This window comes from Sphingosinicella rhizophila (genome assembly GCF_032378825.1).
Lineage (GTDB): Bacteria > Pseudomonadota > Alphaproteobacteria > Sphingomonadales > Sphingomonadaceae > Allosphingosinicella > Allosphingosinicella rhizophila.
In genome coordinates this window covers 43,103-57,934 of sequence record NZ_JAVUPU010000009.1, presented here as the reverse complement: position 1 = coordinate 57,934, position 14,832 = coordinate 43,103, and the positions used below count along the sequence as shown (strand labels likewise).

General features: G+C 63.0%; 15 protein-coding genes. 4 read left to right on the top strand and 11 right to left on the bottom strand.

What is annotated here, in order from left to right:
• Window positions 1-28: 28 nt before the first annotated feature.
• Entirely contained in the window at window positions 29-1,945 is a 1,917-nt protein-coding gene (locus RQX22_RS15965) for a hybrid sensor histidine kinase/response regulator (RefSeq protein WP_315727645.1), read from the top strand.
• 333 nt (window positions 1,946-2,278) lie between these two features.
• The gene (locus tag RQX22_RS15960; protein ID WP_315727643.1) at window positions 2,279-2,797 is read left to right on the top strand and encodes a LytR/AlgR family response regulator transcription factor; all 519 of its coding nucleotides are present in this window, start codon (window positions 2,279-2,281) and stop codon (window positions 2,795-2,797) included.
• 20 nt (window positions 2,798-2,817) lie between these two features.
• Here RQX22_RS15960 and RQX22_RS15955 read toward each other — a convergent pair whose 3' ends face one another.
• Together RQX22_RS15955 and recO are read right to left on the bottom strand one after the other, a co-directional pair.
• Entirely contained in the window at window positions 2,818-3,684 is an 867-nt protein-coding gene (locus tag RQX22_RS15955) for a phosphodiesterase (protein WP_315727642.1), read from the bottom strand.
• A gap of 152 nt (window positions 3,685-3,836) precedes the next feature.
• Window positions 3,837-4,568, bottom strand: coding sequence for a DNA repair protein RecO (gene recO, locus RQX22_RS15950; RefSeq protein WP_315727640.1), 732 nt, complete (start codon window positions 4,566-4,568; stop codon window positions 3,837-3,839).
• A 92-nt stretch (window positions 4,569-4,660) separates the two neighbouring features.
• On the opposite strand from recO, the gene RQX22_RS15945 reads away from it, so the two are divergent.
• On the top strand, window positions 4,661-5,503 hold the full coding sequence (locus RQX22_RS15945; protein ID WP_315727639.1) for a transcriptional regulator: 843 nt from the start codon (window positions 4,661-4,663) through the stop codon (window positions 5,501-5,503).
• A gap of 40 nt (window positions 5,504-5,543) precedes the next feature.
• Here the strand turns inward: RQX22_RS15945 and uvrC are convergent, their stop codons facing one another.
• From uvrC to RQX22_RS15900, 9 genes are all read right to left on the bottom strand, one after another.
• On the bottom strand, window positions 5,544-7,463 hold the full coding sequence (uvrC, locus tag RQX22_RS15940; RefSeq protein WP_315727637.1) for an excinuclease ABC subunit UvrC: 1,920 nt from the start codon (window positions 7,461-7,463) through the stop codon (window positions 5,544-5,546).
• Between the two features lie 193 nt (window positions 7,464-7,656).
• On the bottom strand, window positions 7,657-8,235 hold the full coding sequence (locus tag RQX22_RS15935) for a F0F1 ATP synthase subunit B family protein (protein WP_315727635.1): 579 nt from the start codon (window positions 8,233-8,235) through the stop codon (window positions 7,657-7,659).
• Window positions 8,228-8,719 carry a F0F1 ATP synthase subunit B family protein gene (locus tag RQX22_RS15930; RefSeq protein WP_315727634.1) on the bottom strand — a complete coding sequence of 164 codons (492 nt, stop codon included), beginning with the start codon at window positions 8,717-8,719 and terminating at the stop codon, window positions 8,228-8,230. The genes RQX22_RS15935 and RQX22_RS15930 overlap by 8 nt, the downstream gene beginning before the upstream one ends.
• A 52-nt stretch (window positions 8,720-8,771) precedes the next feature.
• On the bottom strand, window positions 8,772-8,999 hold the full coding sequence (locus RQX22_RS15925; RefSeq protein ID WP_315727632.1) for a F0F1 ATP synthase subunit C: 228 nt from the start codon (window positions 8,997-8,999) through the stop codon (window positions 8,772-8,774).
• Between the two features lie 27 nt (window positions 9,000-9,026).
• On the bottom strand, window positions 9,027-9,809 hold the full coding sequence (locus RQX22_RS15920) for a F0F1 ATP synthase subunit A (protein ID WP_315727630.1): 783 nt from the start codon (window positions 9,807-9,809) through the stop codon (window positions 9,027-9,029).
• 17 nt (window positions 9,810-9,826) lie between these two features.
• Complete coding sequence (locus RQX22_RS15915) at window positions 9,827-10,159, bottom strand: AtpZ/AtpI family protein (protein ID WP_315727628.1); 333 nt, start codon at window positions 10,157-10,159, stop codon at window positions 9,827-9,829.
• A 169-nt stretch (window positions 10,160-10,328) separates the two neighbouring features.
• Window positions 10,329-10,727, bottom strand: coding sequence for a YdbL family probable chaperone protein (locus RQX22_RS15910; RefSeq protein WP_315727626.1), 399 nt, complete (start codon window positions 10,725-10,727; stop codon window positions 10,329-10,331).
• On the bottom strand, window positions 10,727-10,909 hold the full coding sequence (locus RQX22_RS15905) for a YnbE family lipoprotein (RefSeq protein ID WP_315727624.1): 183 nt from the start codon (window positions 10,907-10,909) through the stop codon (window positions 10,727-10,729). The genes RQX22_RS15910 and RQX22_RS15905 overlap by 1 nt, the downstream gene beginning before the upstream one ends.
• Before the next feature lie 47 nt (window positions 10,910-10,956).
• A complete protein-coding gene (locus RQX22_RS15900) occupies window positions 10,957-14,085 on the bottom strand; it encodes an intermembrane phospholipid transport protein YdbH family protein (protein WP_315727622.1) in 3,129 nt (1,042 codons plus the stop codon).
• Between the two features lie 132 nt (window positions 14,086-14,217).
• On the opposite strand from RQX22_RS15900, the gene RQX22_RS15895 reads away from it, so the two are divergent.
• Window positions 14,218-14,799 (top strand): JAB domain-containing protein, encoded by a 582-nt coding sequence (locus RQX22_RS15895; protein WP_315727620.1) that lies wholly within the window; start codon window positions 14,218-14,220, stop codon window positions 14,797-14,799.
• Window positions 14,800-14,832: the final 33 nt, after the last annotated feature.

Below are 14,832 nucleotides of genomic sequence, written 5' to 3'. Positions count from 1 at the left end.
GCGATTCTCGTCCCAGTGCAGGAAGTCCATGGCCAAAGCCTCGTCAAAAATCCCCCTCGACGAGCAGCGCTTCCAGCTGCTGATCAACTCCGTCACCGATTATGCGATCTACATGCTGGATCTCGAAGGCCACGTGATCAGCTGGAACTCGGGCGCCAAGCGCTTCAAGGGCTATGAGGCCGAAGAGATTATCGGCCAGCATTACTCGCGCTTCTTCACCGAAGAGGATCGGTTGGGCGGCTTGGCCCAGCGCGCGCTGCAGACCGCGGCGCAGCAAGGCCGCTTCGAAGCCGAAGGCTGGCGCATCCGCAAGGACGGCAGCCGCTTCTGGGCGAATGCCATCATCGATCCGATCCGCGACGGGACGGGACAGCTGATCGGCTATGCGAAGATCACGCGCGACATCACCGAGAAGAAAGCCGCCGAACAACGGCTCTTCGAAAGCGAACAGAGGTTTCGCATGCTCGTTCAGGGGGTGCGGGATTATGCCCTCTACATGCTGGACCCCGGCGGCCTCATCACCAACTGGAATAATGGTGCGGAGGCGATCAAGGGCTATTCGGCCGCGGAGATTGTCGGCCAGCATTTCTCCCGTTTCTACACGCTGGAAGATCGCGAAAGCGGCTTGCCCGCACGCGCCCTCGCAACGGCCCTGCGCGAAGGCAGATATGAAGCGGAAGGCTGGCGGCTGCGCAAGGATGGCAGCCGCTTTTGTGCGCATGTCGTGATCGATCCGATCCGGGCCGACACGGGAGAGCATATCGGTTTCGCGAAGATCACGCGCGACATCACCGAGAACCGCCGCGCGCAACGGGAATTGGAGGATGCACGCGCCGCCTTGTTCCAGTCGCAAAAGCTGCAGGCGCTCGGCGAGCTGACCGGCGGCATCGCCCATGATTTCAACAATCTCATGACGGTGATCCGCGGTTCCGCTGATCTGCTCCGCCGGCCCGATCTCGGCCCGGAGAAGACCGAGCGCTATCTGTCCGCAATCATCGAGACGGCGGATCGCGCCGCCACGTTGACCAGCCACCTTCTCGCCTTCGGCCGCCGGCAGCCGCTAAAGCCGGAGGTCATCGATCTCAACATACGGCTGGACGCCCTGGCGGAGGTGCTGACGAGAACGCTCGGCGGGCGCGTCGAAGTCAAGCTGGATCTGGCGCCTTCCCTATGGCTGGTCGAGGCGGATTCCACGCAATTGGAAACGGCGCTCCTGAATGCGGCGATCAACGCCCGCGATGCCATGCCCGATGGGGGCGAGCTCACCATTGCCACGCGCAACGTGCCGGGGGAGCAAGGGGATCTGATCTGCATTGCCCTGCACGACACCGGCCATGGCATGCCGGCCGAAATCGCCGAGCGCGCCTTCGAGCCTTTCTTCACCACCAAGCCGGTCGGCAAGGGAACGGGCCTGGGCCTTTCACAGATCCACGGCTTTGCCGCGCAATCGGGTGGAAAAGCGGAGATAGATTCGAAAGCGGGGCGCGGCACGACGATCAGGATCTATCTCCCCCGCTCGTCCAAGGCGGAGACAAAGTCAGCCAAGCAGCAGGATCTCACCATCTGCGGGAACGGCAAGACCGTTCTTGTCGTCGAGGACAATGATCACGTCCGGGAATTTGCCCAGAATCTGCTGGCCGATCTGCAATATGAAGTCATCGGCGCAGGATCGGCGGAAGAAGCTCTGGAACTGCTGGACCGACGGCCGGTCGATGCCGTCTTTTCGGATATCGTCATGCCGGGTCTGGGCGGCCTGGAGCTGGCGCGTAATCTCCATGAGCGCATGCCTCATCTGCCCGTATTGCTCGCCACCGGATATAGCGAGGAAGTCACCAGCGGCGCCGCTGACGCGTTCCAAATGATTCACAAACCCTATGGGGCGGACTCTTTGGGTGCCGCCTTGGCCAATGTCATCAAGCGGGGCGAATTAGGGTCCGGACCCTAATTGGCGCTCGACTGCCGAAGAAGGATAGCATCGGAATTGCTGCCGACTTGACGTGACCATGATCGTTCCAGATTGAATCGGCCTGAAACATGAATGAAGGCCTAAACATTTGAATAGAGCCTGGGCGGCGCAAGCATCCGACCATCTTTGATTTCTTGTTACAATCTCTCGATTGACGCCCAGGCGGCGCCGAAATGCGGCTCTTGAACGCATAATCCATTCGTTTCGGCGCAGGATCGGAATCGTTCGGCGCAAATTTTCCCTTCAGGGCATGGCGTTGCCCGAATTTTTGAGCAAGCATCCGTTCAGTCGGGGTGACGGGGATTGAAGCAGATGTTGAATATTCTGATCGTCGAAGACGAACCCTTACTGGCGACGACGCTCAAACATCTTGTCGAACTCAATCCAATGTATAAGGTGACCGCCATCGCCGACGATCCCGACAGCGCGATGCAGGCGGTGGAAGAAAAGCGGCCCGATCTCGCGCTGGTGGATCTTCAACTCGCCAATGCCACCAGCGGCTACAGCGTCGCCGCCAAGCTGCACGAAATCGGCGTGCCCTGCCTATTCACCACAGGCAAGGCCCCAGCCTTCCCGGTACCCGATCTTGCCATCGGCTGCCTGCACAAGCCGTTCCAGGAGGAAGACCTGGTGCGTGCGCTGCGTGCCGCCGAAGATATCGTGCGCGGCCGCGAGACGATGATCCTCAGGCCGAAACTGCCTGAACAGCTCCAGCTTTATTCGACCGAGCCAGCCGAGCCGGAGAGCCATGAGGAGAGCTGGGTACCGGCCTTGAACCGTGAACGAGGTTCACTCCGGACGAGACTGTCGCACTGGTTCGCCGTCCACTGAGGTCCTTTTCGCGTTTCCATTCAGGAACTGCGTCCGGGCCCATTCCTTTCCCTTGCCAGCATCTTGAGGAATGGCTGCATCTCCGGGCCGAAGCGCGCCAGCACCGGCAGTTCGCGGGCGATGTCGAAGTGCGAGAACAGGCTTCGCCCATCCCATGCGTGAAGCGCAAAATAAGGGCCGTCATCGACGATCATCGGCCGCTCGTCGGGCCGATCGAGATCGATGGGGCCGAGATCGAGCGCCACCAGGGGCGCCGTCGCCGGGCAGATGACAAGCATCGTCCCGGCCCAGCGCGTTACCACCGGTCGATGAAGATGGCCGCATAAAAGGCCGGCGATATTGTCACGCGGTTCGACCACGGAACGGAGCAAGGCGATCCAATCGGCCCCTGGATCCTCCTTCATCCAGCTCAGTCCGGTCCCGACCGGCGGATGGTGGAAGGCGATCAAAGTCGGGCGTTCGGGCTGCGCGTCGAGTTGGCTCCGGAGCCAGGCGGCACGCCTCTCGCAATAGGCGCCGGCATGCCGCCCCTCTTCCACCGTATCCAGGATCAGGATGCGGAGATCATAATCCTCGATCGCATATTGGACGAAGCCGTTCTCCGCGGCCAGATCCGGGAAATGCTCGAGAAAGCCGGAACGCTGATCATGGTTGCCGATCAGGGGGTGAACCGGGAAAGGAAGGTCGGCCACAGCCTCGCGGAACGCGCCATAAAGGCCGGCATCGCCCTTGGAATCGAGAATGTCGCCCGTCACCAGCAGCAGGTCGGGACGCGCCTGCATGCATCGGAGCGCCTCGATTGCCTTGTCGAAGCGTCGGCGGTTCGGTTCCTCGCACCCACCGGGCCGGAAGCCCAAATGAATGTCGGTGATCTGAGCAATCAGCACAGGCTGTGCCCGCCCATCGTCACCATCGCTTTTTCCGACACGCCCCCTCCCCCGTACGCACCGCATCGCCGTCCGGCCGCTGTCCGAAGCAATGTAGCATCGATGCATCGTCGCGCCACCCCCGCGCCCCGATCAGGGCATGCGAGCATGCGTCAGGCCTTCATGCGCTTGAGCCGGTCGATCAGCCGGTCGCGGGCGGCCAACACGTCCGATTGCCTTTCGATTAATATGTCGCGGGACAGGAAATGGCCCGTGATGCGCAGGCCGGCATGAACGTCCTGCCAGCTGCCATTGCCGCCAGCCGTGAGGAACGGCGGCAAAGGGAATAATTTGTCACGATAATCACCCGCGGCCTCGCGGCTGACGGCGCGCCCGCTTCTTGGACTTACATAAGCAAGATCCTCCGTCCGGCCCGTGGCTGCGCACTCGCCGAGGTCGAGACCGAAGCCGAGTTCGTTCAGCACCAGAAGCTCGTAGCGGACCAGTGCCGATGCCCATCCGCTGGCGCTGGGCGCCGCTTCCACCGCGGACAGAAGTCCGTCCAGGGCTTCATAGAGGCGCGGATAGGCCTGGCCTTCCGGAAGGGTCGTGGCGGCTAGGGCGGTGGCCCAATCGATCGCCGCGGCCGCGAGCGGCTCCGCAAGCAGGGGGCCGCGGCTGGCGATGAGCTCGACGCTGAGCTGCGCCAGCTGCTCCTCCGTGCGCGCGCGATAATCGGCCTGAACGATGTTGCCGGGCAGCAGGATCGGTCGCAGGCGCCGGGAGCGGCCGCCGCGAACGTAACCGGGCTGTACGCCGTCGGCGGGAGTCAGCAGCCGCGCGATCGCGCCATGCTCGCCATGGGTCCGCACGGCGAGGACGATGGCCTGCGTCTCGATCCTCATCCTTCTCCCTGCTGCCGATCACATGGTAACAGATTGGCTACGTCTTTCCCGTACAGACCTTATCCTCTTGGGGACATTCTGGACGCGACGCTATGAACTTCTTCGCACCCGACGACATGGATCGGTTTGCGGCTCTCTACCCGAATGTGCCGGGCAAGCTGTCGCATCGACTGCTGGATCACGAACTGCTCGCCCTGGAGGCCCTCGTCGGACTCGCCGGGCGGCTCGACCCCGGCAATGTCGAATATAATGCAGGAGACCTTCCGATCGGGGTCGACCCGCAGGACGTCCCGCATACCGGGCTTTCACCCCAGGAAACCATTCGCCGGATCGAGGAGTGCGGCAGCTGGATGGTCCTCAAGAACGTGAACGAGGATCCCGCCTACGGCGCATTGCTGGAGCAAATCCTCGCCGAACTTGCGGCGGCGGTGGAACCCGTTTCGGGGAAGATGCTCACCAAATTGGGCTTCATCTTCATCTCCTCGCCTGGCGCCGTGACGCCCTTTCATATGGATCCCGAGCATAATGTGCTGCTGCAGATCCGGGGTTCCAAGAAAATGACCATCTTCCCAGGCGATGAGACGATCGTCCCCGCAGAAAAACATGAAGCCTATCATGTCGGCGGCCATCGAAATCTGGACTGGCGCGACGAATTCATGGGCCATGGCGAAATATTCGACCTCCAGCCCGGGGATGCGGTGCACGTCCCGGTCAAACGCCCCCATTGGGTCAAGAATGGCGACGCGCCGTCAATCAGCTTCTCGATCACATGGCGCTCGCAGTGGAGCTATGAAGAAGCGGATGCGCGGGGATTGAACCATCTTCTGCGCAGCGCCGGCCTGGAGCCGGCCTCGCCCGCTCAATTCCCGGAGAGAAATGTCGGCAAGTCGCTCGCCTTCCGCGCCATCCGTCGCGCGAGGGCTTTAGGCAAATAAGGGCGTCTCTATTCCAATGTCAGGCCTCGCCCGCCGAACGTCATCCGCGCGGGTGGAAATGGTCGTGGATGCTCCGCGCCATCGCCTTGGAGATGCCGGGGGCTTTTTCCAGGTCTTCCAATGCCGCGCCCCGAACGGCCCGTGCGGTTCCGAAATGCATGAGCAGGGCGCGTTTTCGGCTGGGACCAATACCCGGAATATCATCCAGCGGATTGGCCGCGAAGCTCTTCGCCCTTTTCTGCCGGTGGGCGCCGATCGCGAAGCGGTGGGCTTCGTCCCGCAAACGCTGCAGATAGAATAAGAGCGGCGAATTTGGCGGCAGCATGATCTCATTTCCACCCGGCAGATGGAAGACTTCACGCCCGGCATTGCGGTCCGGCCCCTTCGAGATTGCGACCACCGGCACGTCGTGAATCCCGGCATTCTCCAGCGTCTCGCACACGGCGCTCAATTGCCCCTTGCCCCCATCGATCAGCAGCAGATCGGGCCAGTCTCCCTGGGTCCGATCCGGATCCTCCTTCTCGAGCCGGGCGAAGCGGCGGCTCAGCACTTCACGCATCATTGCGAAATCGTCGCCCGGCACTGTTTCGGCACGCTTGATGTTGAACTTGCGGTAGCTGTTCTTGCGCAAGCCCTCGGGACCGGCGACGATCATCGCGCCTATGGCGTTGGTGCCCATGATGTGACTGTTGTCATAGACTTCGATCCGGCTGGGCGGCCCTTCGAGTCCGAACGTCTCCGCCAGATCCCGGAGATTGCGATTCTGGGTGCTGGTTTCGGCCAGGTGCCTGTCGAGCGCTTCTTCGGCATTGCGCTGGGCCTGCCGGATCATCTTCGCCTGGTCGCCCCGCTGCGGGACCTTCAACGCCACCTTGCGGCCCGCGCGCGCGCCCAAAGCCTCGCAAAGCAAATCGGCTTCGGGCAGCACCCGATCCAGAAGGATCAGACGCGGCGGCGGCACCTCTTCGTAAAATTGAACGAGAAAGCTCGATAAAACCTCATCTTCCGGCACGTCGCTCGTATGGGCCGGGAAGAAACTGCGGTGACCCCAATTGTTGCCGCCGCGGATGAAGAAGGCCTGGATGCACATGATGCCGCCTTTGCAGGCGAGCGCGAAGATGTCGGCATCGCCCAGGCCCTCGGCGTGGATCGTCTGCGTCCCCTGAATGAAGGTCAGCGCGCGCAGGCGGTCGCGATAAACGGCCGCCAGCTCGAAATCCATCGCCTCGGCCGCCTGGCTCATGAGCTTGCCGAGCTTGGCCTGGACCTGGGTCGATTTGCCGCCCAGGAAGGCCTTCGCATCGCCCACCAACTCGCCATAGCCCGCCTCGTCGATCCGACCGACACATGGCGCCGAGCATCGGCGGATCTGGTAGAGCAGGCAGGGCCGCGACCGATTGGCGAAAAAGCTGTCCGAGCAGCTCCTCAGCAGGAACAGTTTCTGGAGCGCATTCAACGTCCGCGTCACCGATCCGGCACTGGCGAACGGCCCATAATATTGGCCCTTGGCGCGCCGGGCGCCGCGATGCTTCTGCACCCTGGGAAAGGCATGATCCTCGCGGAGCAGGATGAAGGGGAAGCTTTTGTCGTCGCGCAGCAGCACATTGTAAGGCGGGCGGTAGCGCTTGATCAGCTGCGCTTCGAGCAACAGAGCCTCGGCCTCTGTATTGGTGGTAACGATCGTCATCGCCCTCGTCTGGGCGACCATGCGCTGCAACCGTTTGGTCAGCCGCGGAACCTGGGTATAGTTGGTGACCCGGTTCCTGAGCGCCCGAGCCTTGCCGACATAGAGAACCTCGCCACGCGCATCGAGCATCCTGTAGACGCCCGGTCGCGCCGGCAGCGTCTTCACCACGTTGCGGATCGCGGCAATCCCCGCCTCGATATCGGGTTTGTCTGTACCCCGAACGGTATAAGCGGATTTTTCTTCGCTGAAGCGATCGGTCGGCGGCTGGGTCACGCCGTTGATCTAGAGCCTGACCGTTTGAAGTGGAAGCGCTTCGCGCTTTCGCTCATGACGTGAATCAGGCTCTATTCAAATGTTTAGAGCACGATCCACGTTCAGATCGATTCAATCTGAAACGATCAAGGTCTGGGAAGTGAATCGCAACGCCACCACCCCGAGCGTCTCGCCGGGATGGTGGCTGGCAAGATCAGTGGGCGCGGCCCAGACCGGAAATGGTCTGGTCGACCATCTTGCGGTCGGCAGCACCGCCCAGATCCTCGGCGATGATCCGAGCGGCCGCGGCGACGGCGGCATCGGCCGCCTTGGCGCGTACCTCGTCGACCGCCGCGCGTTCCGCGGCGGCAATCTTGTCCTCGGCGATCCGGGTCCGGCGCTCGATCAGACCGGCGGTGTCGGTGCGCGCCTGCTCGACGATTGCCTGGGCTTCGTTCCGCGCCCGCTCGATCATGACGGCCGCTTCCGCGTCGGCGGCGGCCGCCTTGGCCAGATATTCTGCCTTCAGCGCCTCGGCCTCGGTCCGAAGCTGCTCGGCTTCCGCGAGCTGGTCGCGGATCCCGGCGATCTTCTTGTCGAGCGCAGCGCCGATGGCGCCGGGCACCTTTTTCCAGATCAGGATCAGGAACACCGCGACCATCGCTGCCGAGACGAACCAGGCCGGGCCGAGTCCCAGGAATTCAGGTTCGGGAGCGTGGCCGGCGCCATGCACCTCGGTCCCCGCGACGGTCTCTCCGTGGACCGGACTGGCGGTCACTGGATGTTCAGCCATGCATCGCTGCCTTTACTGCCTTGGAGGCTCGGTCCTTGGTGACCTCGATACCGCCCAGCTTCGCCACAAGATCCTGCGCGAGCTCGGCGGCGACTGCCTCGATTTCCTTCATCGCGGCGCCGCTCGCCTCATGGATGCGTCTCTCGGCAGCAGCGGTCTTCTCCGCAATCTCCAAGTCCACCTCCTTCACGCGCCCCTCGGTTTCCCGTACGGCGCCCTCCTTGGATGCCTGGGTCACACGCAGCGCCTCGGCCCGGCTCGCCTCGAGGCGAGCGCGATAGGCCTCCTCGGCCTCATCGGCCTGGGCGCGGGCTCGCTCCGCAGCCGCGAGATCTTCGGTGAGCTTGGCGTCACGGGCATCGACAACCGCCTCGATTTTCGGAAGCATTCCGCGACCGATAGCGAAGAAGAGAATGCCGAAGACCACGGCCAGCCAGAAAAACTGCGACCAGAAGAATTCGGGAAGTTGGGCAAGCTGAGGCATGGTTCATCCTGTCCGGCGGGGACGCGCCCGAAGACGCGCCCGCCGGCATGGCTTAGAGGACGAAGAGGAGAAGCAGCGCGACGGTGAACGCCATCAGGCCGAGCAACTCGGTGAGGGCGAAGCCCAGGAACAGCCGACCCTGCTGACCGTCAGCCGCCGCCGGGTTGCGCAACGCGCCCGACAGGAATTGGCCGAACAGCGAGCCCACGCCGATGGCGGCAACGCCGGTACCGATCGCAGCAAGGCCCGCGCCGATCACTTTTGCAGATTCGAAATCCATGCTTAAACTCCTTTGATAATTCCGGTGTCAGTGAAGATTGATCGCATCGTTCAGATAGAGCGAGGTCAATAGGGCGAAAACATAGGCCTGAAGGGCGCAGACCAGGATCTCGAGCGCGCCGATGCCGACGATGAACACGAAGCTGAGCAAGCTGACCCCAAAGCCGATCGCGCTGCTCGAACCTAGACCGTTCACGATGAAGCTCGAAAAGACCTCCATCAAGATGTGGCCGGAAATCATCGCCACGAACAACCGCAGCAGCAGGCTGAACGGGCGCACCAGGAAGGAAATGATTTCGATCGGAATGATCACCGGAACCATGAAGGCCGGCGTCCCTTTCGGAAGGAACAGGGCAAAGAAGTGAAAACCGTGCCGCCAGAAGCCGACGACCAGCACGATCGCGAAGCTCATCAGCGCAAGCAGGCCGGTGATGCTGAAATGGCTGGTAGTGGTGAAAGCGTGGAAACCGGGAACGATCGCCAGCGGCAGCATGCCGAGAAGGTTCGAGATCAGGATGAAGGTGAACAGGGAAAAGAGATAGGGCGTATACCGCCGCCCTTCGGGACCGATATTGGTGTCGATCATATTGCGAATGAAGCCGGTCACGCCCTCCACCGCCATTTGCCAGCGGCCCGGCACCAATTCACGCTTCATGCCGCCAAGCATGAACAGCCAGATCACCACAAGCGCAAGGACCATCCACAGCGCACTGTTGGTGAAGCTGATATTATAACCGGCTATCTCCAGTTTCGGACCGATCTGATTGATCGTGAACTGGTGCATCGGATTGATCTTGCCTTCGGCAGCCACGCGCGAACTTTCTCCGTCTAGCTTGCGCCCGGGCCACTGCCCGGGGGCGTCTTGGAAATCCGAATCACATTCCTGATGCCGATGCCGAACCCGAAAACGAGCAGCACCAGCAGCAGCCAATGCTCCGTCCCCAGCCAGCGGTCGAGCACCAGGCCGATGACCGCGCCGCCGAACGGAGCCCCCAACAACTCGCCCAGGACCCGCATGCCCTGCCGGTAATTGGCATCGGGCTTCGCGATTATGGTCCGCTTCGCTTCCGCCAGCCTAGCATCTCTCAGCCGCTCATCGAGCGAAGAAAGCCGCGCATCCTGGGAAAGCTCAGGGTCCTGTCGAGGCTCATTTTCCGTCATGCCAGTCTTCCATGTGCGACCGTGCCAGGGCGCGGTGCATTGAGGGCGTGGGACATGCCGGCGAAACGAACCCGCCAAGGCGCCGCCCCTTTAGGAAGGGGGGGCGATCAAGTCAACATGTCGCTGCACTGCGGCAAAACCTGCCGGGCGACTGCCCGGGCAGGACCGATCAGGACGGGCAGTTGCTCGGCAGCTGGACCGGGCCATTGCCCTGGCGCTGATGCCAGCTGCCGTCCGGGAGACGATAATATTGGCCCGGGCCGACCCGGCTGGAAAGAAGCTCGCATCCGGCCGAAACGGCCATCGCTTCGATCGTCGCCTGCCGAGCCGCGGCCCGTTCCGTATAGACGGCCCGGCGCCGAATATTGATGGCGTCCACCCGAGCGCGCAATTCGGCCGAGGCGGAACCGACGATACCGAGATAACCGTCCCACTGCTCGCCGACCTGGCCGGTGGCACGCAACTGCGAGGCTTCGTCGCCGCCTTGAACGAACGCATAAGCGGCGCCGCCTGTGACCGCGGCAAGGCCGATGCCCAATGCGAGGATCAGTTTCATGCGTCGGCTCATCAGAATATGTCCTCATTTTGTTCAATCAGCTCTTTCGCGTCCTGTTGGAGACGCAGGAGAACCTCTTGCCTGATATTGATGTTGAGGTTGATCTCGATCGGCTTGTCCGGCGCGGCAACCTGCACGCATCCGGCCAGAGCCGCGAGCATCGGCGCGGCAAGCAGGCACCTGGCCTTTTCCATCGCACCTTGCCTCGCACCGCGAGACCATCTCGTCAATATCGCCACCTTCATCTCACAGTCTCGCTTTCCTTAGGCTGAACGGTCAAGGCCCCTATTCTCTTCTCCAGCTCTTCCGGAAGGAGCAGGAGGATGAGGTTGCTGGGATCCTCGAAGGAACGGGCGGTTGCAAACAGGCTCCGGAACGGGCCCTTTATGGTGATGTTGAACTCGAACGGGATCTTGGCGAGCTGGCCGAGCGCGCGGCCTACGACCATCCCCTTGATGCCGCCCCCCTTCGTCACCAGGGATGGATTGCGGGCGACGCCGTCCAGTTCCACGGTGGTGATAAACTCGCCGTCGAGTGAGCCCGACAAGCCCATGTTGAGCTTGTTGTAGCGCAACGACTTCAGGGCGTCGAAGGCAAGCTTGCCATAAGCCCCGAGATCGCGGTCGCTGAGTTCGCCGACATAGGATAACGTGCCGCCTTCGGTCCGCGCATCGAGACGGCCGTCGACGATCCGCCCGCCATCCTTGTCGAAGATCATCGGCACCACCCCGTCGAACGTTCCGGTTGCGTTGATGTTGCTGAATTCCATCATCTGGACGAAGGAAGCGGCATCGAGGCCGACGACGCGGAAGGTGAGCTTCTTGACCTGGTCCGGCGCGCTGAAATCGAGGATTGTTTCCTCCAGCAGCAATTCCCCGCCGGAAAAGGGCCATCGCCCGCCCTCGACGCGCACGCGCAGACCGGGCAGCAACTGATAGCGGATCAGGCCGTCGGGCACGTCCAATCCGGTCCGGACGAGATCGACCTTCGCTTCCTGTCCCGGCGCGCTGACCAAGCCCAGCAAATCGGTGAAATGGATTTGGGTCGCCAGCCCCTCGACCGGTCCGAATGCGGCTGCGAGATCCATATCGTCAGTTCCGAAGGTGCCGCTGCTGCTGCTCCCTTTCTCGTCCCAGGCGATTTCGCCGCGGCCCTTGAGGACCCCTTTGACCAGCGAGATGACGCCAAGGGTGAGCGGCGTCAGATCTTCGGGCTGATAGCTGGGGTTGAAGGCAATGCCAGGCACGTCGATCAGCGCCTTGCCGCGGCCGGTCCCCAATGAATGGCGGATGTCGGCGATGGCGATCCGGGTTCCCGTCTTGGGATCCTGGAGCCCGGCGGTGGCCACGATCTGATCGTCGATCAAGGTCAGCCGGAAATCACTGGTCGCCAGCGGGTGGAAGCGCACCGGTTGCTGCTCGTCGGCAATTCGGAATCCGCCGCCGACCAGAAGCTTGCTCTTTCGAAGCTGCCAATCCCCTTTACCCTGGCTGATCAGCAGCGGAACATTGGCGAGTTTTCCGGCGGCGCCCGCAAAATCTCCGGTCACGCCGTCGCGGCCGAACCGCCCGGACAATGTTCCGAGATCGAGACGGCTCACGGCATCGGCGCTTCCCAAGCGGACGGCGATATCGGCACCCGTGAAAGCCGAATCGGCGAGACCGAAGCGAAACCGATCGGCGGTGAGGCTGAGCGGCGAGTCGCCGAGCCGGCCGGCGAGGCGCGGTGAACGGATCAAGGCCCCACCCTGAACCTCTCCCCCGGCCCTTTTCCATAGGATCGCGCGTCCGCTGGGGCAGACCGGAAGCCGGGTGGCCCCGAGACGAAGGCCGCTCAGTTCAAGGCGACGGAATGCGATCGTCATACAATCTTCACCGAACGCGAAGCCGCCGCTTTCGCCGAACCGGGCGCGCACGGGAACCACCAAGCCCGTGATACGCCCATCGCCGATCGGGCCGTCCATGCTTGCCACGGTCCGAAGGAGCGTTGCCCCACCGGACGAGGCGGTGAACCTGATTTCACCCAAGGCAAGACGCGCACCGCGCGCTGTAAACGGCGAAACACGGCCGACGCCGCTGATGGCGCCCCCCCCGCGCGCCTGGTTCAGGTCGAATCTGGCGCTCGGCAGGCCGCCACCGGACAAGGCGACACCGCCGTCGACCTGGATCAGGCCTTTCGGCCAGTAGAAGCTGATCCCTTCCCCGCCTGAAACGGCGAGCCGGACGCCGCTCCGGCTCCGCGCCTCCACCTCTTCCAGGCGGACGGCGCCGCCCGCGGGACGATGGACGACGCGAAGCGAACCACCAATGTCGAAACGGCGAAAGGCCTTGGTGACCGACCCGGCCAGCGCGTCCGCGATCGGCCCGACGGGAGTGCCACTGACCGAGGACAGGGCCGCGACCAGAGGCCCGACCACGCTTCGGCCTCCGGACATTCCCCGCCCGCGCGCGTCGGCGAGGAGGGATAGCGATCCTTGTGCAGGGGAAGCGGCATATCGCCCGTCGATCATTATCCTGGCCGCATCGAAGTCACCGAGACGCCCTTCGGACGAAGCCATTTCGACCGTTCCCAGCGTCCTCTTCATATTGCCGTCGAAGGACAGGCTGCCACCGACCCGCGCGAGGTTGTTGGTGCCGAACCTTAATGTTTCCAGCGTGACAAAGGCCTTGCCACGCCAGGCATCGAGCGCTTCGGCCAAGGTGGCGTCCACCCTGATTTGCGGTCGCTCGAGAGCGAGATCGTCCCCGCAGGCCAGACTGGCCGCCTGGGCGGGGCCCTGTAAATGCGGCCGGAGATCGGAAATGGCGATGTTCCAGGACACTGCCGGCCGGCTCAGCAGGCATGTGTCCAGTGCAAGCCTGCGCGACGCCGCCGCCATCTCGCCCCTGAATCCGTTCGCGAGATTGCCCTTGCCCTCGATGGCGACGCCGATCCTGCCTGCCGGCACGTCGAGGCTGAGCGTAGCATCGGCAATGTCGACATTCTGATCCGGGAGGCGGAAGGGCAGCCCGCTGGGCGGCGGCAGCAGCCGGTCGATCTGCCCGAAACTCAGCTTTCCCTTCGCCATGCGGCCCATCAGCCGGACGCCGCGCGCGCGGATCAGGCCCACCTTGGGCGCGCGAAGACCCCAGCTCAGTTCGACTTCGACCCAACGGGCGGTGAGATCCGGCCGCTTGGGATCGCCGATCACGAGATTTTCCAGCCGTTGCGTTCGGAAGCCTATCCGCTTCAGCTCGTAGCTCGCCTGGACCCCGCGTCTTGCCAGCTCGCGGTCGATGAAATCGGTGGCGATCGGCCGGCGAAGCGTCCACACGACCGAGAAGAGGATGAGGAACAGGACGCCGAAGCCGAACGCGATCAGGCGCTTCACCGGCCTCCGCCTCCGTTCGATCGTCTCTTCTTCCACCGCGCCTGAAACTCCACCGGGCCGTCAACGTTCCGCAGCCGTCACTTTCCCTTGCTACGGTTTGCCTAAGCGCATGGGCAAGATTAATCCCCCTTTATGGCAGACCAGCTTCCCGACGGCACCGGCCACCGCGCACGCCTCCGCAAACGGCTCTTAGAAAGCGGGCCGGATGCGCTGCTCGATCACGAACTGGTCGAATATCTCCTTGCCTTGGCGATCCCGCGGCGGGACACAAAGCCGCTGGCCAAGAGATTGCTCCACGAATTCGGCAGCTATGGCGCCCTGCTCGCCGCCGACGCCCGCACGATCGCCAAGGTCGGCGGCGTCTCGGAAGGCGCGGTGGCGGCGCTCAAGATCGCCCAGGCCTCGGCATTGCGTCTCCTCAAATCCGAAGTTGCGGCACGGCCATTGCTCGGCAGCTGGCAGGCCCTGCTCGACTATCTCCATGCCGACATGGCGCATAACCCGGTCGAGCGGGTCCGCATCCTCTACCTCAATTCGAAGAACGTGCTGCTGCGCGACGAGCAGATGTCCGAAGGCTCGGTCGACGAGGCGGCCGTCTATGTCCGCGAGATCATCCGCCGCGCGCTCGACCTCCACGCCACCGCCATCATCATCGTCCACAACCATCCTACTAGACCTAAAAAGATCACGTTCGATCACGCCTACGCACATTGAAACAAAATGCTTTTTTAGCTTGAATAGCTGCCG

Bases quoted from the DNA above. Each gene is read 5' to 3' on its own strand.
- RQX22_RS15965 (WP_315727645.1), top strand. From the start codon at position 29: ATGGCCAAAGCCTCGTCAAAAATCCCCCTCGACGAGCAGCGCTTCCAG.
- RQX22_RS15960 (WP_315727643.1), top strand. From the start codon at position 2,279: ATGTTGAATATTCTGATCGTCGAAGACGAACCCTTACTGGCGACGACG.
- recO (WP_315727640.1), bottom strand. From the start codon at position 4,568: ATGAGGATCGAGACGCAGGCCATCGTCCTCGCCGTGCGGACCCATGGC.
- RQX22_RS15945 (WP_315727639.1), top strand. From the start codon at position 4,661: ATGAACTTCTTCGCACCCGACGACATGGATCGGTTTGCGGCTCTCTAC.
- RQX22_RS15935 (WP_315727635.1), bottom strand. From the start codon at position 8,235: ATGGCTGAACATCCAGTGACCGCCAGTCCGGTCCACGGAGAGACCGTC.
- RQX22_RS15930 (WP_315727634.1), bottom strand. From the start codon at position 8,719: ATGCCTCAGCTTGCCCAACTTCCCGAATTCTTCTGGTCGCAGTTTTTC.
- RQX22_RS15925 (WP_315727632.1), bottom strand. From the start codon at position 8,999: ATGGATTTCGAATCTGCAAAAGTGATCGGCGCGGGCCTTGCTGCGATC.
- RQX22_RS15915 (WP_315727628.1), bottom strand. From the start codon at position 10,159: ATGACGGAAAATGAGCCTCGACAGGACCCTGAGCTTTCCCAGGATGCG.
- RQX22_RS15910 (WP_315727626.1), bottom strand. From the start codon at position 10,727: ATGAGCCGACGCATGAAACTGATCCTCGCATTGGGCATCGGCCTTGCC.
- RQX22_RS15905 (WP_315727624.1), bottom strand. From the start codon at position 10,909: ATGGAAAAGGCCAGGTGCCTGCTTGCCGCGCCGATGCTCGCGGCTCTG.
- RQX22_RS15895 (WP_315727620.1), top strand. From the start codon at position 14,218: ATGGCAGACCAGCTTCCCGACGGCACCGGCCACCGCGCACGCCTCCGC.